At 65.9% G+C, this 21768-nt stretch carries 19 protein-coding genes; 10 read left to right on the forward strand and 9 right to left on the reverse strand.

Annotated features, from left to right (window positions below; translation table 11 throughout):
* Positions 1-8 precede the first annotated feature (8 nt).
* Entirely contained in the window at positions 9-869 is an 861-nt protein-coding gene (locus FJ972_RS23595; protein WP_140497745.1) for a MurR/RpiR family transcriptional regulator, read from the reverse strand.
* 169 nt (positions 870-1038) lie between these two features.
* Between FJ972_RS23595 and murA the strand changes: the two genes are divergently transcribed.
* From murA to FJ972_RS23640, 9 genes are all read left to right on the forward strand, one after another.
* Entirely contained in the window at positions 1039-2295 is a 1257-nt protein-coding gene (gene murA / locus FJ972_RS23600) for a UDP-N-acetylglucosamine 1-carboxyvinyltransferase (protein ID WP_140520902.1), read from the forward strand.
* Positions 2292-3176, forward strand: a complete 885-nt coding sequence (locus tag FJ972_RS23605; RefSeq protein WP_140520903.1) for an N-acetylglucosamine kinase — start codon at positions 2292-2294, stop codon at positions 3174-3176. The genes murA and FJ972_RS23605 overlap by 4 nt, the downstream gene beginning before the upstream one ends.
* A 174-nt stretch (positions 3177-3350) precedes the next feature.
* Entirely contained in the window at positions 3351-4283 is a 933-nt protein-coding gene (murQ, locus tag FJ972_RS23610; RefSeq protein WP_140520904.1) for an N-acetylmuramic acid 6-phosphate etherase, read from the forward strand.
* A 140-nt stretch (positions 4284-4423) separates the two neighbouring features.
* Positions 4424-5938, forward strand: a complete 1515-nt coding sequence (locus FJ972_RS23615; protein WP_140520905.1) for an ABC transporter substrate-binding protein — start codon at positions 4424-4426, stop codon at positions 5936-5938.
* A gap of 149 nt (positions 5939-6087) precedes the next feature.
* Positions 6088-7047, forward strand: a complete 960-nt coding sequence (locus FJ972_RS23620; protein ID WP_140520906.1) for an ABC transporter permease — start codon at positions 6088-6090, stop codon at positions 7045-7047.
* Positions 7047-7886 carry an ABC transporter permease gene (locus tag FJ972_RS23625; protein ID WP_140520907.1) on the forward strand — a complete coding sequence of 280 codons (840 nt, stop codon included), beginning with the start codon at positions 7047-7049 and terminating at the stop codon, positions 7884-7886. Before FJ972_RS23620 ends, FJ972_RS23625 begins: the two co-directional genes overlap by 1 nt.
* A complete protein-coding gene (locus tag FJ972_RS23630) occupies positions 7883-9631 on the forward strand; it encodes an ABC transporter ATP-binding protein (RefSeq protein WP_140520908.1) in 1749 nt (582 codons plus the stop codon). Before FJ972_RS23625 ends, FJ972_RS23630 begins: the two co-directional genes overlap by 4 nt.
* Positions 9632-9734: 103 nt before the next feature.
* Positions 9735-10736, forward strand: coding sequence for a serine hydrolase domain-containing protein (locus tag FJ972_RS23635; RefSeq protein ID WP_140520909.1), 1002 nt, complete (start codon positions 9735-9737; stop codon positions 10734-10736).
* Positions 10736-11851, forward strand: a complete 1116-nt coding sequence (locus tag FJ972_RS23640) for an anhydro-N-acetylmuramic acid kinase (RefSeq protein WP_140520910.1) — start codon at positions 10736-10738, stop codon at positions 11849-11851. Before FJ972_RS23635 ends, FJ972_RS23640 begins: the two co-directional genes overlap by 1 nt.
* Here the strand turns inward: FJ972_RS23640 and FJ972_RS23645 are convergent, their stop codons facing one another.
* The 3 genes from FJ972_RS23645 to FJ972_RS23655 form a co-directional block, all read right to left on the reverse strand.
* A complete protein-coding gene (locus FJ972_RS23645; protein WP_140514598.1) occupies positions 11852-12280 on the reverse strand; it encodes a GNAT family N-acetyltransferase in 429 nt (142 codons plus the stop codon).
* 65 nt (positions 12281-12345) lie between these two features.
* Complete coding sequence (locus FJ972_RS23650; protein WP_140520911.1) at positions 12346-13737, reverse strand: sigma-54-dependent transcriptional regulator; 1392 nt, start codon at positions 13735-13737, stop codon at positions 12346-12348.
* A complete protein-coding gene (locus FJ972_RS23655; protein WP_140520912.1) occupies positions 13734-15539 on the reverse strand; it encodes a sensor histidine kinase in 1806 nt (601 codons plus the stop codon). The genes FJ972_RS23650 and FJ972_RS23655 overlap by 4 nt, the downstream gene beginning before the upstream one ends.
* Before the next feature lie 323 nt (positions 15540-15862).
* On the opposite strand from FJ972_RS23655, the gene FJ972_RS23660 reads away from it, so the two are divergent.
* Positions 15863-17191 (forward strand): dicarboxylate/amino acid:cation symporter, encoded by a 1329-nt coding sequence (locus tag FJ972_RS23660; protein WP_140520913.1) that lies wholly within the window; start codon positions 15863-15865, stop codon positions 17189-17191.
* 120 nt (positions 17192-17311) lie between these two features.
* Here FJ972_RS23660 and FJ972_RS23665 read toward each other — a convergent pair whose 3' ends face one another.
* From FJ972_RS23665 to FJ972_RS23685, 5 genes are read right to left on the reverse strand one after another with little or no spacing between them, the layout of a single operon-like run.
* Entirely contained in the window at positions 17312-18322 is a 1011-nt protein-coding gene (locus FJ972_RS23665; RefSeq protein WP_140520914.1) for an ROK family protein, read from the reverse strand.
* Positions 18319-19041 carry a ribulose-phosphate 3-epimerase gene (locus FJ972_RS23670; RefSeq protein ID WP_140520915.1) on the reverse strand — a complete coding sequence of 241 codons (723 nt, stop codon included), beginning with the start codon at positions 19039-19041 and terminating at the stop codon, positions 18319-18321. The genes FJ972_RS23665 and FJ972_RS23670 overlap by 4 nt, the downstream gene beginning before the upstream one ends.
* Entirely contained in the window at positions 19038-19871 is an 834-nt protein-coding gene (locus tag FJ972_RS23675; protein ID WP_140520916.1) for an alpha/beta fold hydrolase, read from the reverse strand. The genes FJ972_RS23670 and FJ972_RS23675 overlap by 4 nt, the downstream gene beginning before the upstream one ends.
* The gene (locus FJ972_RS23680) at positions 19868-20689 is read right to left on the reverse strand and encodes a sugar phosphate isomerase/epimerase family protein (RefSeq protein ID WP_140520917.1); all 822 of its coding nucleotides are present in this window, start codon (positions 20687-20689) and stop codon (positions 19868-19870) included. The genes FJ972_RS23675 and FJ972_RS23680 overlap by 4 nt, the downstream gene beginning before the upstream one ends.
* On the reverse strand, positions 20689-21765 hold the full coding sequence (locus tag FJ972_RS23685; RefSeq protein WP_140520918.1) for a Gfo/Idh/MocA family protein: 1077 nt from the start codon (positions 21763-21765) through the stop codon (positions 20689-20691). Before FJ972_RS23685 ends, FJ972_RS23680 begins: the two co-directional genes overlap by 1 nt.
* Between the last annotated feature and the right edge of the window lie 3 nt (positions 21766-21768).

Raw genomic sequence — 21768 nt, forward strand, 5'->3', positions numbered from 1 at the left:
CGGGCATGTCAGGAAGACCATTCGGCCTTCAGCACCGAGACCGCCGCCTCGCTGTTGTGGACGTAGTCATTGGCGTCCGGCTGCTTCTGCACCAGGAGGATGAACAGAAGGTCGGTCAGCGTCAGCTGCGCATCGCGCGCGGTGATGGACGATGAGCGCGCACGCTCCTCGTCGGCGATGGTGTAGAGGCAGATATCGGCAACGCGGCTCAGCGGATTGTCGTGCAGGCCGGTGACCGCGATCACCATGGTGCCGCGCTTGCGGGCAAGCTCGGCGATGCGCAGAGTTTCGATGCTGGCGCCCGAATGGGAGAGCGCGAACAGCACATCGTCAGGCCCGAGCGTCGAGGCATTGGCCATCTGGATATGGCTGTCGCTGTCATGCAGCACATTGCGGCCAAGCTTCATCAGCTTGTAGGAGAAATCACGCGCCACCAGCGAGGAGGCGCCGACGCCGGCCAGATGTATGCGGCGCGCACCATCCAGCAGTTCCAGCGCCCTGGAGATGATCCGCTCGCTGTTGGCGGCGACGGTCCGCTCCATCGACAGAAGCTTGCTGCCGATCAGCTTCTTCAAGATGACCTGATAGCCGTCGCCGACCTCGATCGAACCGTGGATCATACCGGCCGGCACCTGCCATTCCCGCGCCTTGGCTTCGCTGACGGCGAGCTTGAGCTCCTGGTAGCTGGCATAGCCGAGCTTCTGGCTGAATTTGACGACGCTCGACTGGCTGCGCCCGATCTCAGCCGCAAGAGCAGCCGTCGACAGCCGCAGCATCTCCTCGGGATTTTCGACGATGTACTGGCCGATCTCACGATCGCCGGGCGCCATGCCGTCGAGCTTGGCATTGATCCTGTTCAGAACGGACATGATTCCCCTTGCGCTTTGGCGTCCAGCCGCACGGCCAAGGAATAATTTATTCCAATTTCGATTGACAGCCAAGAACGCGGAATTAATTCTCAAGCGGGCCGGATTGAGCTCGGGAACAGCTTTCGAGAGCGCCGCGCCCGGACGCGGCCCGGCGCACAAGGTTTCAGCCATGGACAGACTGCGCATCGTCGGCGGGCAAAGACTGCAAGGCGCGGTCACCATATCGGGCGCCAAGAACGCCGCTCTGCCGCAGATCGCGGCGGCGCTGCTCAGTCCCTACCCGCTCGAACTGACCAACCTGCCCGATGTGACCGATGTCGAGAACATGCTCGGCGTGGTGCGGCTGCACGGCGCCGAGGTGACGCGATCGGCCCATGCCGCGACGATCGACACCAGTGCCGCCGTTTCCAGGGAGACGTCCTACGACACCGTCAGAAAGATGCGCGCGACGGTGCTGGTGCTGGCGCCGCTGCTCGCCCGTTTCGGCCATGCGCGGGTTTCGCTGCCCGGCGGCTGCGCGATCGGCGCGCGGCCGGTCGACATGCATGTCGCCGCACTCGCGGCGCTGGGCGCCCGCATCGCCATCGAGAACGGGCTGATCGTCGCCTCGGCGCCAAACGGGCTCACCGGCACGCGCATCGTGCTGAGCTCGCCATCGGTGGGGGCGACGGAAACCGCCATGATGGCGGCGGCCACGGCCAAGGGCGAAACCGAAATCCTCAACGCGGCGCGCGAGCCGGAGGTGGCCGACCTCGCCGCTTGCCTCAACGCGATGGGCGCGCGCGTCGAAGGCGCCGGCACGCATCGCATCCTGATCGCCGGCGACACGGACTGGCGCGCGGCCAGGCACGACATCATTCCGGACCGGATAGAGGCCGGCACCTATGCCATCGCCGCGGCGATCACCGGCGGGCAACTGGAACTGACGCATGCCCGGCTCGAGCACATGGCCTCGGTGGTGCAACTGCTGGAGGCGACCGGCGTCGGCGTCTGGCCGGGCGACCGCGGGCTCATCGTGTCGCGCGAGCGGCCGCTCAAGGCCGCCGACGTCACGACGGAACCCTATCCGGGCTTTCCGACCGATCTCCAGGCGCAGTTCATGGCGCTGATGTGCTGCGCGCAGGGCGCGTCGCTGCTGCGCGAAACCATTTTCGAGAACCGCTTCATGCATGTTCCCGAACTGATGCGGCTCGGCGCCAACATCAAGCTGCAAGGCACCACCGCGCTGGTGCGCGGCGGCGAGAAACTGCATGGCGCGCAAGTCATGGCCACCGATTTGCGCGCCTCGGTGTCGCTGGTGCTGGCGGCCTTGGTCGCCGAGGGCGAGACGACCATCAACCGGGTCTATCATCTCGACCGTGGCTATGAGCAACTGGACCGCAAGCTGCGTCTGTGCGGCGCCGACATCGAGCGGCTGAGCGCATGAACAACGGCCGCTCCGATTATTTTCTCGGTGTCGACGGCGGCGGGACCGGCTGCCGCGCCCGTATCGAGGACGCCGAAGGAATCGTGCTGGGACAAGGCCTCTCCGGTCCGGCGTCGACGCGGCTCGGCATCGACGCGGCCTGGGCGTCGGTTGCCAAGGCCTTTGACGTGGCGATCGAGGAGGCAGGATTCGGAGCGGCGGAAAGCGCCCGGATTCACGCCGGCATCGGCCTTGCCGGGATCGGCCGCAAGGGCGCGCTGGAGGCGCTGCGGGCGATCGCGCATCCCTTTGCCAGCATCGATTTCGTCAGCGATGGCGTCGCCGCCTGCCTCGGCGCGCATTCGGGCCAGGACGGCGCCATCGTCATCGCCGGCACCGGTTCGATCGGCCTCGGCTTCGTCGAGGGCCGCGACCTGCGCGCCGGAGGCTATGGCTTTCCGATCTCCGACGAAGGCAGCGGCGCCGATCTCGGGCTGAAGGCCGTGCAGCTGGCGTTGCGCGCCCATGACGGCCGGCATGAGCGCACGGCACTGCTGGCGGAAGTCATGCAGCGTTTCGAGAACGACCCGATGCAAGCCGTGGCCTGGATGGACCGCGCCAGCGCCACCGACTATGCGGCCCTGGCGCCGATGGTGATGCGCCACGCCGACCAGGGCGATCCGGCAGGGCGGCGCATCGTGCAAAAGGCCGCCGAACAGATCGACACGCTGGTGCGGGTTCTGTTCGAAAAAGGCGCGCCGCGCGTGGCCCTGCTGGGCGGGCTCGCCAGTCCGCTCGAACCATGGCTCGCACCCGACGTTCGCCGGCGCCTGAAAGCCGCCGATGGCGACGCGGTTTCCGGGGCGATCATTCTTGCCCGCAGGTCACTCGGCAAGCATTAGCGCGGAAGGAATAATTTATTCCATCTTTCCGTTGACGGAACGAATATTGAATTCTAAGACGTTAACGAAACGGGGTAGCATAACGAAATACGCGTGTGCCGGAGCCAAAGAGGAACCACTTCCGAACAGGCTGAGCGGCCTGATTTTTGAAAGCACTGATTTGAAAGCACTGGGATGAGCGAGCAAGGTTTGATGTCCGAGCTGGACCGGCTGGTTTCCGAAGGCCGGAATCCGCGGACCATGGACATCGACCTGCTGCCGACGATCGATGTGCTGCGCAAGATCAACGACGAGGATCGGGTGGTCCCGGCAGCGGTCGAAAAGGTGCTGCCGGACATCGCGGCCGCGGTCGACTGCATCGTCCTCGCCTTCCAGAAAGGCGCTCGGCTCGTCTATATGGGCGCAGGCACCAGCGGCCGGCTCGGCGTACTCGATGCCTCGGAATGTCCGCCCACTTTCGGCGTGCCGGAAGGCATGGTCGTCGGCCTGATCGCCGGCGGGCCCGACGCGCTGGTGCGCTCGACCGAAGGCGCCGAGGATGATCCCAAGAGGGGCGCCAGGGCCTTGCAGGACATCAAGCTCACTCCGGACGACGTGGTGGTCGGCATCGCGGTCAGTGGGCGCACGCCCTATGTGATCGGCGGGCTGAACTATGCCAAGCAGGTGGGAGCAACGACGGTCGCCCTGTCCTGCAATCCGGCATCGACCATAGCGGGCATTGCCGACATCGCCATCTCGCCTGTCGTCGGTCCCGAGGTGCTGACCGGCTCAACGCGGCTGAAATCCGGAACGGCGCAGAAGCTGGTGCTCAACATGCTGAGCACGGCCTCGATGATCCGCATCGGCAAGAGCTACCAGAACCTGATGGTGGACCTCAATCCGTCCAACAGGAAACTGGTCGCCAGGGCAACCAGGATCGTGATGCAGACCACAGGCTGCACGGCGGCGCAGGCGCGCCAGGCGCTCGGCCGGACCGGCAGCGACGTGAAGCTGGCGATCCTGCTGACCATCACCGGGCTTGAGGTCGAGGAGGCGCGCGCAGCCCTCGCCAAGGCAAGGGGTTTCCTGCGAAAGGCAATCAGCGACGAGACGCATGAAGGCGCTTGAGACCAGACGGCGTGAAGCCGCTTTACACAAGACGGCGCGAGGCCGCATAGACTGGGCCGATAGTCCAAAGCGCGTGTGTCTTGGAAGCGGTCCGCAGAAACTGCAAGGGCATCGGGTTCAAGCAAAGATGGGAGACGAGAATGGTTCACCTCACAAGAAAGCTGCTGTCGGGCATCACGCTGGCAGCCATGCTCGGCATCGCCACGGTCTCGACGCAGGCGGCGACGCTGCACATGGCCTGGTCGCAGGACGCAACGGGACTTGATCCGCACAAGCAGACGGCCTTTTCCTCGCTGCGGCTCCTGGAGCTGATCTATGAGCCGCTGGTGCGGGTCGATGCCAGCCTGCAGATCGTCCCGGCCATCGCCACCTCCTGGGAATTCTCCAAGGACGGCAAGGAGCTGACCTTCAAGCTCGATCCCAAGGCGAAATTCCAGGACGGCGCTGCCGTGACTCCGGCCGACGTCAAGGCATCGTTCGAGCGCATCCTGGACGAGAAGACAGGCGCCGCCGCCCGCGCCAACTTCGTGTCGATCGCCAGCATCGACACGCCGGACGTTGGAACCGTCGTGTTCCATTTATCGCAGCCCGACGCGCCGATCCTGACGGCGATGAGCGACATCAACGCGGCCATCGTGCCGGCGGCCGAGATCAAGGCCGGCTCGATCGGCACCAAAACGGTCGGCTCCGGCCCGTTCAAGCTCGACAAATGGGACCCCAACGCCAAGGAAGTCTTGAGCGCCAACAAGGAATGGGCCGGCGGCGCGACCGGCGTCGACGGTATCGAAATCAGCGTGCTGCCCGATGAAGCGGCGATCCTCGCCGCCATGCGCACCAAGCAGGTCGATTTCGCGCTGCTCAACGATCCGCTCGTCGCCACGCTGGTGCCGAAGGAGGCTAGCCTGCAACTGAACCGCGCGCCGGTGCTGGCCTATAACGTGCTGCAGCTCAATCCGTCACGCAAGCCGATGACCGAACTCAAGGTGCGCCAGGCGATCTCCTGCGCCATCGACCGGCAGGAGGTTCTGGACACCGCCGCGCTCGGTGAAGGCAAGGTCACCGGACCGCTGACCATCCCAGCACTTGCGACCGATCCAAGCCAGCTCTTCTGCTACAAGCGCGATGTCGAGAAGGCCAAGAAGCTGATGGCGGAAGCGGGCTTTGCCGACGGCTTTTCGGCGACCGTGATCGGCGCCACCGGCGAGCCGCCGACGGCGGCGGCGGAAGCCCAGGTCATCCAGTCGCAGCTCGCCGAGATCGGCGTCAAGCTCGACATCAAGATGATGGAGCTCAACGTCTATGTCGACGCCTGGCTGAAGGGCGATTTCGACATGGCGATCGCGCTCAATGGCGGCCGCGCCGACCCCTACACCATGTACAACCGCTACTGGACCAAGTCAGGCAATCTGCAGAAGGTGGCCAACTACATCGATGACACGCTGGACAGCCTGATGCAGAAAGGCCGCGCCGAGACCGATCCGGCCAAGCGCAAGGCGATCTTCACCGAGTTCGAGAAGCACCTCGCCGAAGTCTCGCCCTGGATCTGGCTCTACACGTCCTACAGCTATACCGCCCAGCAGAAGAACATTGCCGGGTTCGTGCCGACGCCGACGGGCACGCTGTTCAGCCTCAGCAAGGTTACCATCCAGCAGTAGCCGTCGCCGGCCCTAGAGTCCGATGATTTCAGGTTGAATCGACCTGAAATCTGAATCCGCCTCTAGATCAAAGGGATAGAAGCATGATGTCGTCCGAAAACCGCTTCACACTTTTCGGCATCATGCTCTAGACGAGAGGTCTTCTTCGCGTGAATTATCTGATGCGACGACTTGCGGCGTTTCCTCTCGTCCTGCTTGGCGTGTCGATCCTGGTCTTCGTGGCGATCCGGATGGTGCCGGGCGATTCGATCACCGCGATGCTGGGCACCGAAGCCGGCCTGCTGACGCCGGCACAGCGCGATGCGCTCGCCGCCTATTTCGGCATCGACCAGCCCTGGTTCGTCCAGTACTGGCGCTGGATCGGCGGCATCCTGCACGGCAATTTCGGCATCTCCGTCACCTATGGTAGGCCGGTATTGGACGTCATCCTCGAGCGCTTCCCGCTGACGCTGGAACTGGCCGTGCTGTCGATGATCATCGCACTCGCCGCCGGCATGCCGGCGGGCATCTACGCCGCCACGCATAGCGAGAAACTGTCCGACCTCGGTGTGCGCGTCGTCGCTATGATCGGCCAGTCGACGCCGAGCTTCGTGCTCGGCCTTTTGATCATCTACGCGCTGTCGGCCGGCTTCGGCGTGCTGCCGGCCATGGGCGAATTCGCGCCGCTCCGGCAGGATCCCTTGCGTAATCTCAGCCAGCTGATCCTGCCTGCCATCACGCTCGGCTTCGCCTTCGCCGCCTCGGTCACCCGCATCTCGCGCTCGGCCATGCTCGACGTGTTGAGCGACGACTATGTGCGCACCGCCCGCAGCAAGGGCGCCTCGGCGCGCAGCGTCATCTGGCGACATGCGCTCCCCAACGCGCTGATCCCCGTAGTGACGCTGAGCGGCATCGAGTTCGGCTATCTCCTGGGCGGCGCGGTCATCGTCGAGCAGATCTATGCCCTGCCCGGCCTCGGCCGCATGGTGCTCGACGCCATCCTCCAGCGCGACTACGCGCTGGTGCAGGGCAGCGTGCTGTTCATCGCCTTCAACTTCATGATCGTCAATCTCCTGGTCGACCTCGCCTATGTCGCGCTCGATCCGCGCATCCGGCTGGGCGAGCAGTGATGCGCATGCTGCGCGCCATCTTCGGGCACGGCAGCGGCCGTGTCGGCGGCGTGATCGTCGGCGTCTATCTCCTGGTCGCCATCCTCGGCCTGTTGGGACTGACCCCGCACAATCCGATCACGCAATACCGGGTCGACCGGCTGCATGCGCCCAGTGCCGCCTACTGGATGGGCACCGACCTGTTCGGCCGCGACGTGGCGAGCCGGCTGATGGCGGGCGTCGGCCAGTCCTTCACCGTTGCCTTTCTTTCGGTCGCCTTCGCCGCGCTTGCCGGCACCGTGCTGGGGCTCGCCGCCGCCTGGCTCGGGCGTCGCTGGGACGGCGTGCTGATGCGGATCATGGATGTGCTGCTGGCTTTTCCTGCCATTCTTCTGGCGCTGCTGATCGTCACCGTTGCCGGACCGGGCACATGGACCAGCGTGGTCGCCATCGGCATCGTCTATACGCCGATCTTCACACGCGTGGTGCGCGGCCCTGCTTTGTCGCTCAAGGCGCGCGAATTCGTCGACGCCGCGCGCACCTTCGGCAGCAGCTCCAGCTACATCATCACGCGGCACCTGCTGCTCAATCTGATCGCGCCCTTGACCGTCCAGGTGACGCTGGCGCTCGCCTGGGCATTGCTGACCGAGGCTGGCCTCAGCTTCCTCGGTCTCGGCACGCAGCCACCGGCCGCCTCGCTCGGCCTGATGCTGAGCGACAGCCGCAATCTGATGGAAACCGCCCCATGGCTGATGATCTTCCCGGGCCTGGCGATCATGATCAGTATTCTGGGCTTCAACCTCTTGGGCGACGCCTTGCGCGACATCCTCGATCCGAAGATGCGGAGAGCGCTCGCATGATCCCGCTTCTGTCGGTCCGCAACCTGGGCGTCGGCTTCGGCCGCGACCCGAGAGCCAATGAGGTGGTGCGCGGCGTCAGCTTCGATCTCGCCGACGGCGAAACGCTGGCCATTGTCGGCGAAAGCGGCTCGGGCAAGTCCGTCACCGCACTGTCGATCAACCGTCTCATCGATTTCGGCGGCGGCCGCATCACCGGCGGCGCCATGACGCTGAAACGGGCCGACGGTAGTCTCTTCGACCTGACGACCGCGACCGAGCCGCAACTGACCGGGATTCGCGGCGCAGAGATCGGCATGATCTTCCAGGAGCCCATGACCTCGCTCAATCCTGTGCTGACGATCGGCACCCAGATCGAGGAATCGTTCCGGCTGCATCGCGGCCTGACCGGCCGGCAGGCCACGGCGGCGGCCAAGGACGCGCTCGACCGGGTGCGCATCCCCGATGCGGCAAGGCGGCTAAAATACACGCCCAACCAGCTGTCGGGCGGCATGCTGCAAAGGGTAATGATCGCCATTGCGCTCGCCTGCAATCCGCGTCTGCTGATCGCCGACGAACCGACCACGGCGCTCGATGTGACGGTACAGGCGCAGATCATGGCGCTGCTTGCGGAGCTCAAGCAGGAAAGCGGCATGTCGATGATCTTCATCACCCACGACATCGGCCTTGTCGCCGGGATCGCCGACACTGTGATGGTGATGCAGAACGGGCAGGCCGTGGAACAGGGCGAACTGAACCAGGTCCTCGACAGGCCGCAGCACGCCTACACGCAGCATCTGTTGCAGGATGTGCCGCATTTCGCCCACGGCCGCTCGACACGCACGGACGGGCAGCGCGACAAGAACGCAAGGACGGACCCGGCCCTTGAGGTCAACGGCCTCGTGGTGCGGTTTCCGCTCAAGAGCAGTTTCTTCAGCCATGCCAGCGGCGCGGTGCACGCCGTGGACGGTGTCGACTTCGACCTGATGCCGGGAGAGACATTGGCCATTGTCGGCGAGAGTGGCTCGGGCAAATCAACCACCGCGAAAGCAGTCCTTGGGCTGGTGCGCTCGACGCGCGGCAGCTTCTCGGTCGGCGCCCGGACGGCCTCGGCAAAGCACGGCGCCAAGCCCGTGCAGATGGTTTTCCAGAATCCCTACGCTTCGCTCAACCCGCGGCTGAGCATCGAGAGCATCCTGGCGGAGCCGGTGATCGCCAATGGCGGCCGGGCGGACGCCGAAACGCGAGCCAGGATGGCGAGCCTGCTGGAGCGCGTCGGCCTGCCGCAGAACAGTTTGCAGCGCTATCCGCACGAATTCTCCGGAGGCCAGCGGCAAAGGCTGTGCATCGCCCGCGCGCTGATGCTCAACCCGTCGGTCGTCGTTCTGGATGAAGCGGTTTCCGCCCTCGATGTTTCAGTGCAGGCCAAGGTGCTGGAGCTGCTGGTCGACCTGCAGCGCGAGTTCGGGCTGGCCTATCTGTTCATCTCGCACGATATGGCTGTCGTCGAGCGGATCGCTCATCGCATCGCCGTCATCTATGCCGGCCAGATCGTCGAGATCGGAGACGCGGCCTCGGTGCTGTCGGCGCCGAAACATTCCTACACGAAGAAGCTCATATCAGCGGTTCCGGCCATCGACCGGCGGCATGAGCGTTTCGAGGTCGACACACGCCAGGTGCCTTCCCTGGTGCGCCCGCAAGGGTTTGAGCCGGCGCCGGCGAGATGGGAGGAATTTGGGGTAGATCATATGGCGAGGGTGGAAGGGTGATGCATGGTGCCCTGGGCTCGGTTAGGTCGGCGGGACAGCACCCCCCTCTGTCCTGCCGGGCAGAGGGGGGTGTGACGGAACTCGGCCTTTCAGGAGGCCCGCATTGACCAACCTCGCCCAGATCTTCGACCGCGCGTTCCAACCACTCGCAGCGGCAGTTGCCGCCAAGCGCATCCCCGGTGGCGTGCTCGGCATCGTTGACAGGAATGGCGACCGCATCACCAGGGCGATCGGCTCAGCCCAACTCGTGCCTAAGCAGCGACCGATGCGTGAGGAGACCTGGTTCGACCTGGCATCCCTGACCAAGGTGATCTTCACCACGCCGCGCATTCTGGCGCTGGCTCAGGACGGTGCCATCGATCTCGACGCACCACTCGTCTCGGTGCTGCCGGACCTTCGCCAATATGACGCGAGTGCCTGGGAGCGGAAGGTGACGTTTCGCCAGTGCCTCGGGCACCAGACGCCCTTCCCGGCCGTCGAACCGATCTACACTTACGGGCGCGACCCCGACTTGCTGCGCGCCTTCATCCTGCAACGGGAATGGCGGGCCCGCGATCCGGTCTATTCCGACATCAATTTCATCCTGCTCGGTTTTGCGCTCGAGCGGCTGTCGGGCAAAACCATCCGCGACATGGAGCCCGGTCCGGGCTTTGCGTGGTCCGCCGAGCCAGATCTCGCCGCTGCAACAGAAGACTGCACCTGGCGCCATCGGGTTCTGTCCGGCGAGGTTCACGACGACAATTGCGCGGCGCTGCAAGGGGCCGGCCATGCCGGCCTGTTCGGCACGGCGGCCTCGGTGCTCGATTTCGCCCAAGGGCTGCTGACCGGCGCATCCGAACGGTCGATCGCGCCGATGCGCACGCCCTTGTCCGCCACCCGCACCCATGGCTGGGAGCGTCCCTATGACGGCTGGTCCGGCGGCGCTTTGTGCGGCCCCGGAACGATAGGCCATACCGGCTTTACCGGCACGGGGCTGTGGATCGACTTCGACAGAGGCAAGGCCTGGACCTTGCTTACCAACCGGATCCATCCGACACGTCACTTCGACAGCGGAATCGTCGCGCTTCGCCAAGCGGTCGGCGATCTCATCAATGGAGTTCGATAATGGAATCCATCTGGGCCGTCGGCCTGATGACCGGCACCGTGCTGGACGGCAACATCGATGTCGCCCTGATCAAGACCGATGGCGAGCGCATCGACGATTTCGGCACCTACCGGCTGATGCCCTACCCCCCGTCGATCCGCTCGCTGCTGGAAGAGACGCTGAAGCAGGCGCGAGCCTGGAATTTCACCGGACCGGAGCCGGCGATCTTCCGCGACGCCGAGGAGGCGCTGACGCGCGCGCAATCGGCGGCGGTCGGGGAGCTCGTCGAAGGTTATGGGATGACGATGGCTGACATCGGCGTCGTCGGCTTCCACGGCCAGACCGTGCTGCATCGCGCGCCGCAAATCGGCCGGCTCGGCCAGACCCGGCAGCTCGGCGACGGCGAGTTGATGCATGCGATCCTCGGCACCAAGGTCGCCTATGATTTCCGCTCTGCCGACATGCGCGCCGGAGGACAGGGCGCGCCGTTGGCGGCCGCCTATCACACCGCGCTGATGCGCAGCGCCGGCGCCAGCGGCGAGGTAGCCGTGCTCAACCTGGGCGGCGTCGCCAACATCACCTGGTGGGACGGCGGCGACAATGTCGTTGCCTTCGACACCGGCCCCGCCAACGCGCCGCTCAACGACTTCATCAAGTCAAAGGGGCTCGGCGAAATGGACCGCGACGGCGCGCTTGGCCGGGGGGGAACGGTCGACGAAGCCCGGCTCGCCAAGCTGCTGCAACACCCCTATTTGACCAAACCCTATCCGAAATCGCTGGACCGTTTCGACTTCGGCGCCACCATGGCGGATGGCCTGAGCGCCGAGGACGGCGCCGCGCTTTTGACCGCCTTCACCGCCGCCGCGGTCGGCAAGGCACTCGACCTTCTGCCGAGCCGGCCGAAAAGACTGGTGGTCAGCGGCGGCGGTCGCCACAACCCGACGATGATGGCAATGATCGCCAGCCGCGCCGGTATCGAGGTGGTGCAGGCCGAAAGCCTCGGCTGGAGCGGCGACGCGGTGGAGGCAGAATGTTTTGCCTTTTTGGCGGTGCGCGTGCTGCGCGGCCTGCCGATCAGTTTTCCCAGCACGACGGGCGCGCCGCAGCCGATGCGCGGCGGACGGCTGGCCGGTTGATCAGCCCGCCGACAGTTTTTTCTGCAGGAAGACGCGGCTGCGGCCGACGGGGAAATCGGCGAGTGTTCCGAAGGGCTGATAGCCCTGGCGCTGATAGACCCTGGCGGCGTTGGGGTTGAAGGTGTCGATCCAGGCGTTCTGGCAGCCACGCGCCATCGCCTCCTTCTCAGCCGCGTCCAGCATCGTGCCGGCCATGTGCCGGCCGCGCAGCCTTTCGTCGACCCACAGCCATTGCACGTAAAGCCAGCCCCAGGCGGTGTAGCCCGAAATGCCCGCGACAATCGCGCCGGCCTCATCACGCACGAACACCGCAAGGGCCTTCCTTTCGGAAGCGCCGACATCGCCGTCGTTGAACGCCATCAAACGCTCGCCGAGAAAGGCGAGCTCCTCGGGCAAGGGGGTTGCCGTCGTTTCAAGTGTCGTGATCATGGCTCATCCGAAATGTGCAACGGGAGACGAACAGAGTTACGAAGGCCGGAGCGCCTGCGCAACGCCTATGTCCGTCCCCGAACAGCGTGCCGGTCCGGGTCGCCACCATTGCGGAATTCGGAGGCGGAAATGCCGTAGCGCTTCAGCTTGTCGTAGAAGGTCTTGCGCGGCACGCCGAGTGCGTCGATGGCCCCGCGCACGTCGCCGGCATGATCGCGCAAGGCTTCCCGGATGAGTTGCGCCTCGTAGCGGCCGACCCGTCCGGGCAGCGCCGCTGAGGGCTCCGGCAAGCGCGCGGACGTTGCCCTGGCCTCCTCGTCGGGCCCGAGGCCGAGCGCGACGCGGTCGGCAAAATGCGCGAGCTCGCGCACATTGCCCGGCCAGTCATGCGACTGGAGATGGTCGCTCACCGCGGCATTCACCGCCGCGACCGGGCGGCCGAAACGCTGCGAGGCCTTGCCCAGGAAATGCCCGAACAGCATCGGGATGTCGCCGCGCCGCTCGCGCAGCGGCGGGATGCGCAGCGTCACGACGTTGAGGCGGAAATAGAGATCCTCGCGGAAATCGCCGCGCTGGTCCGGCCGACCCAGATCGACCTTCGTTGCCGCGACGACCCGCAGATCGAGGCGGCGCGTTTCGTTGGAGCCGAGCGGGGTGAGGCTGCGCGTTTCCAGCACCCGCAGCAGCTTGACCTGTAGCGGCGGCGGCATGGATTCGATTTCGTCGAGGAACAGCGTGCCGCCGCTCGAATGCTCGATGCGACCGATTCGCCGCCGCTGCGCCCCGGTGAACGCGCCCGGCTCGTGGCCGAACAGCTCGCTCTCGATGACGGTCTCCGGCAGAGCGCCGCAATTCAGCGCCACGAAAGGCTTTGCGCGGCGCCGGCCCCATCGGTGCAGGAGATCCGCCACCACCTCCTTGCCGGTGCCGGTCTCCCCTTCCACCAGCACGTCGACATCCATGTCGGCGATCTGACGCAAGGTCTCGCGCAGGCGGCGGATGGCGGGCGCCTCGCCGATCAGCGGCAGGCCGTCGGCGGCCTGTGCGGCGGCCTCGTGCAGCCGCCGGTTCTCCATCACCAGCCGCCGCTTTTCGCTTGCCCGCTTCAGTGCCTCGACAAGGCGCTCGCCCGCATAGGGTTTCGGGATGAAATCGTAGACGCCGTCCTTGAGCGCGGCCACCGCGAGATCAATATCGCCATGTCCGGTGACCAGGATCACCGGTATGTCGATGTCGATCGCCCTGATCCGATCGAACAGCTGCAAACCGTTCATGCCGGGCATGCGGATGTCGCTGACCACCACGCCCTGAAAATCCCGGTCGACGGCGGCAAGCGCTGCCTCCGCGGCCTTGAACGCGATCACGCCGAAGCCGGCAAGCTCGAGCAATTGCGTGGTGGCGTGAAGCAGATCCGCGTCGTCTTCGACGAGCGCGACCAGCCCTGATCCCTCAGTCATTCAATTCGCCTCAGATCTATGGTGAAGGATGCGCCTTTCGTGCTGCCCGGATCGAGGCGCAGCGTGCCGCCCAGTTCCTGGGCGATCTCCTGCGAGATCACCAGACCGAGGCCAAGCCCCTTTTCCTTTGTGGTCTGGAACGGCATGAACAGATTGCCGGCCGCTTCCGGCCCGAGGCCAGGTCCATTGTCGCGCACCGAAACCAGCACCCTGTCGTCGCGCTCGGCAAGCTCGATCTCGATGCGCGGATCGGGCCGGTCCTTCAGGGCATCCAGCGCATTCTGCAAGAGATTGACCAGGATCTGCTCCAGCCGGATTCGGCTGGCCATGACCGTCGGCGAGGCGGTGCCGCGCGGCTTGACGACGGTCACGCCGGAATCGCGGATGCGGCCGGACAGGAGCGACAGCGCGCCGTCGATCGCTTCGCGCACGGGCAATGGCGAGGCGGCGACGCCTGGTCGCCGCGCGAAGGTGCGCAGCGTGCTGGTGATGGCGCCGATGCGCTCGGTCATCGACACGATCGATGTCAGGTTGCCCGAGACGGATTCGACCTTGCCGCCATGCAGGAAGCGGCCGGCATTCTCGGCGTAGGTGCGTATCGCCGCCACCGGCTGGTTGATCTCATGCGCGACGCCGGCGGCGATCTGGCCGAGGATGGAAAGCCGGTTGGCCTGGGCGAGGTCGTCGCGCAGCCGGCGAACCTTGGCCTCGGCGTTTTCGCGCTCGGCGATCTCGCCGGCAAGGGCCATGTTGGAGCGGGTCAGTTCCGCCGTTCGCGTGCTTACCCTGCTCTCCAGCTCGGCATTCATGCGCGCCAGCGCTTCCTGCCTCAGGCGGCGCGCACGGCGGCGCCTGAGAAGCACGTAGGCAAGCAAACCCGTGAGCAGCAACGCCAGCAGCGTGGTCAGGCGCGCCGTGTTGGCGGCCGACGTCAAAGCGGCATCGGCAGGCGTGAGCAGCCACAGACGCCAGCCGGGAACGGCGCCGGGCAGGTCCTGCGCCACTTCGACGAACTGGCGCGATTTTCCGGCATTGTCGATTGTCGCCAGGCCATCACCGGCACCGCGTCGTATCGGCAGCGGTTCGAAGCCGGTTTCGGCAAGTTGAAGCTGCGCGTGGGCTGTCGCGGCATCCGCGGCCGAGAGCGGCGCAAGCGCGTGGAAACGCCACTCGGGCCGGCTGGTCGCCAGCACGACACCGCGCTCGTCGGTGACGAAGACGACAAAGCCGCTGGAGCGCCAATTGGCTTCGACTCCGTCGAGTTCGACCTTCAGTACGGCAACGCCGAGCGGCGTCTTGCCGTCATCGACGCGGCTGGCGAGATAAAGTCCCGGCCTGCCGCTGATCGTGCCGAGGCCATACTGGCTGGCGGCGCCCTTGGTCATGGCGTCGGTGAAATAGTGGCGGAAATTGTAGTCGATGCCGACGAAGCTGCCCGGCTCGCCGGCGTTGCTGGCCGATATCGCGATGCCTGCCGTGTCGATGACATAGATGGCGGATGCCGAGGCGTCGGCGGCAATGGCGCGGAGCTTGTCGTCGAGCGCTGTCTCTTGGGTTTTGCCGGCCCGGCGCAACGCGTCGCGCACCGCATCGTCGCGTGCCAGCACCAAGGGAACGAGACGCTGCTTTTCGATTTCGCCGGTCAGGGTGCCCGCCGCCAGCGGCAAGGCTGCCAGTGCTCCGTCGCGCAGATTGCCGGCGGCCTGGTTGGCGGCAAGGCGCCCGGCAATCGCGACCGCTCCCGCCAGCATTGCCAGGGCGACCAGGAGAATGAGCCAGCGGCCGTCACGCAGCCTGGCCATCGCTTCGCGCAGCAGGTCGCGGCCGGCGAACTCCGGGTATGCGCTATCGGTGCCTGCCTGCGGCGTCTGCCCTCTCCACCGTTCGCTGTTCAGCAGCCACTGTAATGCGAAACTCCGCCCAGGCAAACAAGGGTGAGTGCGGAAATCCGCACAGGCCTCCATCGAAGCGGGGACAAAACCGCCGGAAACCCAGGGTTCCGGCCTTTTCTCGATCTGGCACGACGCTTGCAAAACTCCCGACAGCGGCGAGCGACCGGAGCGCCGCGATGGGAGAAGTCTTGCGGGGCGGCGCGTGCCGTTCCCTCCGGCCAGGGAGATAGCAGATGCACATGGCAGACCAATCACGCGCGCCCGCCGCGCAGCGCAAGCCGCTCTATGCCCAACTCTACGTGCAAGTGCTGGTGGCGATCACCGTCGGCATCCTGCTCGGCCATTTCTATCCGTCGCTCGGCGAGAGCATGAAGCCGCTTGGCGACGCCTTCATCAAGCTGGTCAAGATGATCATCGCCCCGGTCATCTTCCTGACGGTCGCCACCGGCATTGCCGGCATGAGCGACCTGCAGAAGGTCGGCCGCGTCGCCGGCAAGGCGATGCTCTACTTCCTCACCTTCTCGACGCTGGCGCTCATCATCGGCCTGATCGTGGCCAATGTCGTGCAGCCCGGGGCCGGCTTCAACATCGACCCGGCGACGCTCGACGCCGCGACCGTCAACAGCTACGCCGCCAAGGCGCACGACCAGTCGGTCACCGGCTTCCTGATGAACATCATCCCTGCCACCATCGTCGGCGCCTTCGCCGACGGCGACATATTGCAGGTGCTGTTCTTTTCAGTGCTGTTCGGCATTGCGCTGGCCCTGGTCGGCGACAAGGGCGCGCCGGTGCTCAATTTCCTGCAGGCGCTGATGGCGCCGATGTTCAAGCTGGTCAGCGTGCTGATGAAGGCAGCCCCTATCGGCGCCTTCGGCGCCATGGCCTTCACCATCGGCAAGTACGGCATCGGCTCGGTCATCAACCTCGCCATGCTGGTCGGCACCTTCTACATGACCGCTTTCCTGTTCGTGTTCATCGTGCTGGGCGCCGTCTGCCGCTACAACGGCTTCTCCATCCTGTCGCTGATCCGCTACATCAAGGAGGAGCTGCTTCTGGTGCTGGGCACCTCGTCTTCGGAAGCGGCACTGCCCTCGCTGATGGAGAAAATGGAGAAGGCCGGCGCGAAGCGCTCGGTGGTCGGCCTGGTCATCCCGACCGGCTATTCCTTCAACCTCGACGGCACCAACATCTACATGACGCTGGCCGCGCTGTTCATCGCGCAGGCGACGAACATCCACCTCTCCTTCGGCGACCAGATCCTGCTGCTCCTGGTGGCGATGCTTTCCTCCAAGGGGGCGGCCGGCATCACCGGCGCCGGCTTCATCACCCTTGCCGCCACGCTTTCGGTGGTGCCGGCCGTGCCTGTCGCCGGCATGGCGCTTATCCTCGGCGTCGATCGCTTCATGTCGGAATGCCGGGCGCTGACCAACTTCGTCGGCAATGCGGTGGCGACGCTGGTGGTGGCGCGCTGGGAAGGCGAACTCGACGAGGCCAAACTGGCCAGGGCGCTGGCGGGAACGGCCGACGACAGCCTGCCGGCGGACATCGTTCCAGCCGAGTAATCACAACGGCCGCACAGCGATAGCAAACGGCCGGAGGCATCGCTGCCTCCGGCCATTTTTCGTATGTTCACCGCGTGAGGCGGCAGGACTTGCGCACGCCGCGCAGCTTGACCTCGACCATCAGTGTCCGTCCTCGTGTCCGGGATATCTGCTCGGCCCGTCGACAGGCAGGCGGGCCGTGCCATCGGCGAACAGGACAAGGCTTGCCGCGCCGATCAGCCCGGCGTGGCGGCCGAGCTGGGCCTGAACCACCGGCACGTCGCGATAGGCGCGCATGGCGCGCTGGCGGATTGTCGCCTCTATTGCCGGAGCCATCAGATCGAGGCCATTGGCGATGCCGCCGCCGACGACCAGCACGTCGGGCGAATAGAGATGCAGGAGGTTGGTGAAGCCGACGCCGAGCCAGCGCGCTTCCTCCTCGAGCAGGGCCAGGGCGAGATCGTCCTGCAGCCGCGCTGCATCGACGACATGGCGGCCCGTCACCTCGGCATTAGCCGAGAGGCGGCGCAGCGTCGAGCCGTCGAAGGCCGACGTCGCGGCATTGGCGCGGCGGCCGAGCGCGGTGCCCGAGGCGATGGCCTCGAAACAGCCGACGACGCCGCATATGCAGCGCTCGCCTTCGTTGGTTATGGTCATGTGGCCGATCTCGGCGGCAAGACCCCGGCGGCCATGCAGGATGCGCCCGTCGACGACGACGCCGCCGCCGATGCCGGTCGAGACGGTGACGAAGACGAGCGAACGGGCGCCGTGGCCGGCGCCGAAGCGCCACTCGCCGAGCGCTGCCGCATTGGCGTCGTTCTCCAGCCGCACCGGCAGGCCGAGCCGCCGCTCGAGGATGTCGGCCAGCGGCACGTCCAGCCAGCCGGCAAGCGTCGGCGGCCCGACCGCGATGCCGGCCAGCGGATCGAGCGGTCCCGGCGCGCCGACGCCGACACCGAGGATGGCGAGCGCCGGCGCCTCGGCATGGATGGTCGCGGCGAGAGCCTCGATCTGGCCGATCACCACTTCGGGACCGGCCTGCGCCTGCGTCGGCACCGCCGCGAACGCCAGTATCTTGCCATCACGGTCGACCAGGGCGGCACGAAGCTCGGTGCCGCCCAGATCGATCGCGAGAGCGGCCTCGTTGCTCATGCCGCGACTTTCAGCCCGTGCAGCCAGCCAATGCGGCCGGCCAGATCCTTGTCACCGAAGGCGAGCGAACCAAGAACCACGGTCTCGGCACCCGCGGCACGCAGCAGCGGCACGGTCTCATGGCGGATGCCGCCGTCGGCGGCAAGAACCACGTCCGCCTCGCGTCCGGTCTTGCGCAGGATGGCGCGGGCCTCAACCAACCTGTCGCAGGCTTTCTCCGAAAGGCCTTGCCCCTTGACGCCGATCGCGGTTCCCAGAAGCGTGACGAACGCGACTTCGGACACGAAGGGCCTCACCGCTTCGACCGGCGTTTCCAGCCGCAGCACGACGCCGGCTTCGGCGCCAAGTTCGCGCGCCAGCCGCACAGCGCGCAATCCTGCTTCGCCATTCTCGGCATGGACGCTGATCATGTCGGCGCCGGCCTCGATGAATTGGCGCGTCTGTTCCCCGACGATTGTCCCGTCGACCATCAGATGGACATGGATGGGCTTGGCCGTCAGCTTGGCGATGCGAGCGACCAGATCGGGAAAGAACAGGAAGGACGGCGCGAAGTGGCCGTCAGCGACATCGATGTGGTGAAGATCGACATAGGGTTCGATGCGCCTGAGGTCGCTCTCGAAATTGGCGAGATCGGCCGACCACAGCGAGAATTCGGCGATCAGACGATCGCGCGGCAATGCGGCGATGGCGGCCGGGCCTGAAAGGAGTTTCGAGATCATGACTGGTCCTGGTTGTTGAAATTTTTATCGAGAAAGCCGCCGATCGCGGCACGGATTTCGGCGAAGTGGCGATCCTTGTCGGTGGCCTTTGGTGTCACCTCGGTGAAGATCGCGTTGAGGATTGTCTTCGCCAGTTCGCGCGCAATCGCCAAGGGATGGACGAGATCGACGCCGCTTCCGACGACGAGTGTGGGGATTGAGAGCGCAGAGGCTGCGGCCCGCGAAACGCCGGGCCCATCGCCGGCGATTGCCCGCATCATTTCGGCGAAGTCCGCTGCATTGTCGCGTTCGAAGAAACCGAGCAAGGACGCTAGATTGTCGGGTGCCTCGGCGCGGAACCGGGCCGCCGTGGCCGAAGCGGCAAAGATGGCGCGCGCCTCGTTCGGCGGGCGGTTTCGGATGAGCTCGGCCACTTCCGCATAGGGACGCATGTTTTCAGGTGCAGCGTCGAAGGCCCAGGCCGGACGGACCAGCACCAGGCCGGTGACGCGCTCGGGATGCCGGACGGCCAGGCGCAGCGCGATCGCCGCACCCATCGAGATGCCGCCGGCGACGAAGCGTTCGATGCCGGCCGCATCGGCGGCGGCCAGCACGTCGTCGGCGAACATGGCGATCGAAAGGGGGCGCTTGTGGCCGGCACCGGAGCCGCCTTGGGCCCGGCATTCGACGGTGAGCCGGCGTCGCGACGGGCCGTCGGGAAAATTCTGCGCCACCTGGGCGGCGTCACCGCCGAGACCGTGCTGGAAGACGACGGAAAGCCTACCTTGCTCCGTGTCGAAGATACGAAGCGCAGCATCGTCGCGAAGCATCATTGTCGGTGCGACGCTCATCGGAGCAGCCCGCGCAGAAACGCGGCGACGGCGGGAGCTTCGTCGGCCGACAATCCGTGCGTGACAAGCGGGCCATCGAATTTCACAGCGTTCAGCCGCGCGACGAAATCCGGAAAATCGACAATGCCCTCCCCTGTTGTGGCGAAGCGGCCGTCGCCATGCCTGTCCTTGGCATGCGCCATGGCTATATGGGCAGCGGCCTCGTCGATCGCCGCCGCGACGATGGCGCGCGCCTCGCCCGGCGTCGCATGCTCGAACAGGTTCGCCGGATCGAGCACGACCTTCAGATGCTTCGAGCCCATGTCGGCGATCAAGCGGGTGGCATCCTTCGCCGAGGTGACGATGTTGGCCTGTTCGGGCTCGATGCCGAGATCGACGCCTGCCCCTTCGGCCAGCGCCAGCGCCTTTTCCATCTCAGTGGCCATGTCGGACCAGGCGGCCGGTGTGGCGTTGTCGGGATGATAGGCCCATTGGTCGGCTGCATTGCGCGAGCCGGTGCAGAGCGTGACCAGCGGAATGTCGAGGGCGGCGGCTGTATCGATGACGACGACAAGGCGGCAAAGACCATCGTCGCGCACCGCCTTGTCTGGATGCGCCATGTTGTAGGTGCCTGACAGGGCGGCGAGCGATACGCCTGTTGATCGGGCGGCGGCGCGAATGGCCGGAATGGCTGCGTCAGGCACCGCATCGGGCATCGACGGCAGGCCGGCGCAAGCGAGATTGAATTGCGTCGTCTCATAGCCCGCCTGCCGCACTGCTTCCAGCACAACAGCCGGCTCGGTGCCCGCAAAGGTCTTGGCGAAGATGCCGAGACGCATCAGACCGCACCCGAGACCGAAGCGAGCTCGATCCGCTCGCCGGTCTCGACGGAGCGGGCAATGGCGACCATGGCGCGGATCGAGGCAATGCCGTCCTCGACATTGGCACCGCGCATCGGCGCGCCGTTCAGCACCGTGTCGGCGAGACCTTCCAGCTGGCGGCGGAAGAAATGGCCGTCGGCGCCGAGCGGTTTTCGCGAGGTCGCGTCCTTCTCATGGAAGATATCGACCTCGCTGGCGCGGAAGTACCAGGGATTGAACGTCTTGGCGATGACGGAGCCGTTCTCGCCATAGAGCTGGAAGCCCTCGTGCCAGTCCATGCGTACGGCGACGGTGAGATCGAGATGGCCGAGCGCGCCGCTGGCGAACTCGGTCTCGACGAACCAGCAATAGGCGCCGAAGCGTTCGTTGAGACGGGCGCGTACGGCCGTGATCTCGCCGCAGAGGAAGCGGGCCGTATCGACCAGATGCGAGCCGTGCGCCAGCATGAAATACTGCCGGAGATCCGCCTTCGGATTGCCGGACGGTTTCTTCGCCAGCTTGCTGGTGACAGGCAGCGGCTGCACCGCATCCGTATTGGTGTAGCGGTGGGTGGAATCGCAATACCAGGCCTTCAGCGCCAGCACCTCGCCCATTTCGTCGCGGACGAAGTCGCGCGCCGCCTCCAGCGCCGGATCGAAGCGTTTCATGTGGCCGACCTGCAGGATCCTGCCGGAGCGTTTCACCGCCGCCGCCAGCGCCTCGCCTTCCTCGACCGAAGTTCCGATCGGCTTTTCGCACAGCACATGCTTGCCGGCGTCGAGTGCCTTGATCGACATCGGCACGTGATAGGCGTCCGAGGTGGCGACGATGACCGCTTCCAGCTCCGGATCGGCGAGCATCTCGTCATAGTCGGCATACATCTTCCGCGGCTCGTAGGTGGCGCCCATGCGGGCGAGCAGGTCGGGCGCGGCGTCGCAAATGGCGTAGAGGTCGGCATTGACGGCCTTTGCACAAGATTCCAGATGCGCGAACTGCGCGATGGGGCCGCAGCCGAGCACGCCGACCCTGAGGCGCCTGTCCTGTTTCCCGATCATCGT

It is taken from the genome of Mesorhizobium sp. B2-1-1 (genome assembly GCF_006442975.2).
Taxonomy (GTDB): domain Bacteria; phylum Pseudomonadota; class Alphaproteobacteria; order Rhizobiales; family Rhizobiaceae; genus Mesorhizobium.

Bases quoted from the DNA above. Each gene is read 5' to 3' on its own strand.
- FJ972_RS23595 (WP_140497745.1), bottom strand. From the start codon at position 869: ATGTCCGTTCTGAACAGGATCAATGCCAAGCTCGACGGCATGGCGCCC.
- murA (WP_140520902.1), top strand. From the start codon at position 1,039: ATGGACAGACTGCGCATCGTCGGCGGGCAAAGACTGCAAGGCGCGGTC.
- FJ972_RS23605 (WP_140520903.1), top strand. From the start codon at position 2,292: ATGAACAACGGCCGCTCCGATTATTTTCTCGGTGTCGACGGCGGCGGG.
- murQ (WP_140520904.1), top strand. From the start codon at position 3,351: ATGAGCGAGCAAGGTTTGATGTCCGAGCTGGACCGGCTGGTTTCCGAA.
- FJ972_RS23615 (WP_140520905.1), top strand. From the start codon at position 4,424: ATGGTTCACCTCACAAGAAAGCTGCTGTCGGGCATCACGCTGGCAGCC.
- FJ972_RS23625 (WP_140520907.1), top strand. From the start codon at position 7,047: ATGCGCATGCTGCGCGCCATCTTCGGGCACGGCAGCGGCCGTGTCGGC.
- FJ972_RS23630 (WP_140520908.1), top strand. From the start codon at position 7,883: ATGATCCCGCTTCTGTCGGTCCGCAACCTGGGCGTCGGCTTCGGCCGC.
- FJ972_RS23640 (WP_140520910.1), top strand. From the start codon at position 10,736: ATGGAATCCATCTGGGCCGTCGGCCTGATGACCGGCACCGTGCTGGAC.
- FJ972_RS23645 (WP_140514598.1), bottom strand. From the start codon at position 12,280: ATGATCACGACACTTGAAACGACGGCAACCCCCTTGCCCGAGGAGCTC.
- FJ972_RS23650 (WP_140520911.1), bottom strand. From the start codon at position 13,737: ATGACTGAGGGATCAGGGCTGGTCGCGCTCGTCGAAGACGACGCGGAT.
- FJ972_RS23655 (WP_140520912.1), bottom strand. From the start codon at position 15,539: ATGGCCAGGCTGCGTGACGGCCGCTGGCTCATTCTCCTGGTCGCCCTG.
- FJ972_RS23660 (WP_140520913.1), top strand. From the start codon at position 15,863: ATGCACATGGCAGACCAATCACGCGCGCCCGCCGCGCAGCGCAAGCCG.
- FJ972_RS23665 (WP_140520914.1), bottom strand. From the start codon at position 18,322: ATGAGCAACGAGGCCGCTCTCGCGATCGATCTGGGCGGCACCGAGCTT.
- FJ972_RS23670 (WP_140520915.1), bottom strand. From the start codon at position 19,041: ATGATCTCGAAACTCCTTTCAGGCCCGGCCGCCATCGCCGCATTGCCG.
- FJ972_RS23675 (WP_140520916.1), bottom strand. From the start codon at position 19,871: ATGAGCGTCGCACCGACAATGATGCTTCGCGACGATGCTGCGCTTCGT.
- FJ972_RS23680 (WP_140520917.1), bottom strand. From the start codon at position 20,689: ATGCGTCTCGGCATCTTCGCCAAGACCTTTGCGGGCACCGAGCCGGCT.
- FJ972_RS23685 (WP_140520918.1), bottom strand. From the start codon at position 21,765: ATGATCGGGAAACAGGACAGGCGCCTCAGGGTCGGCGTGCTCGGCTGC.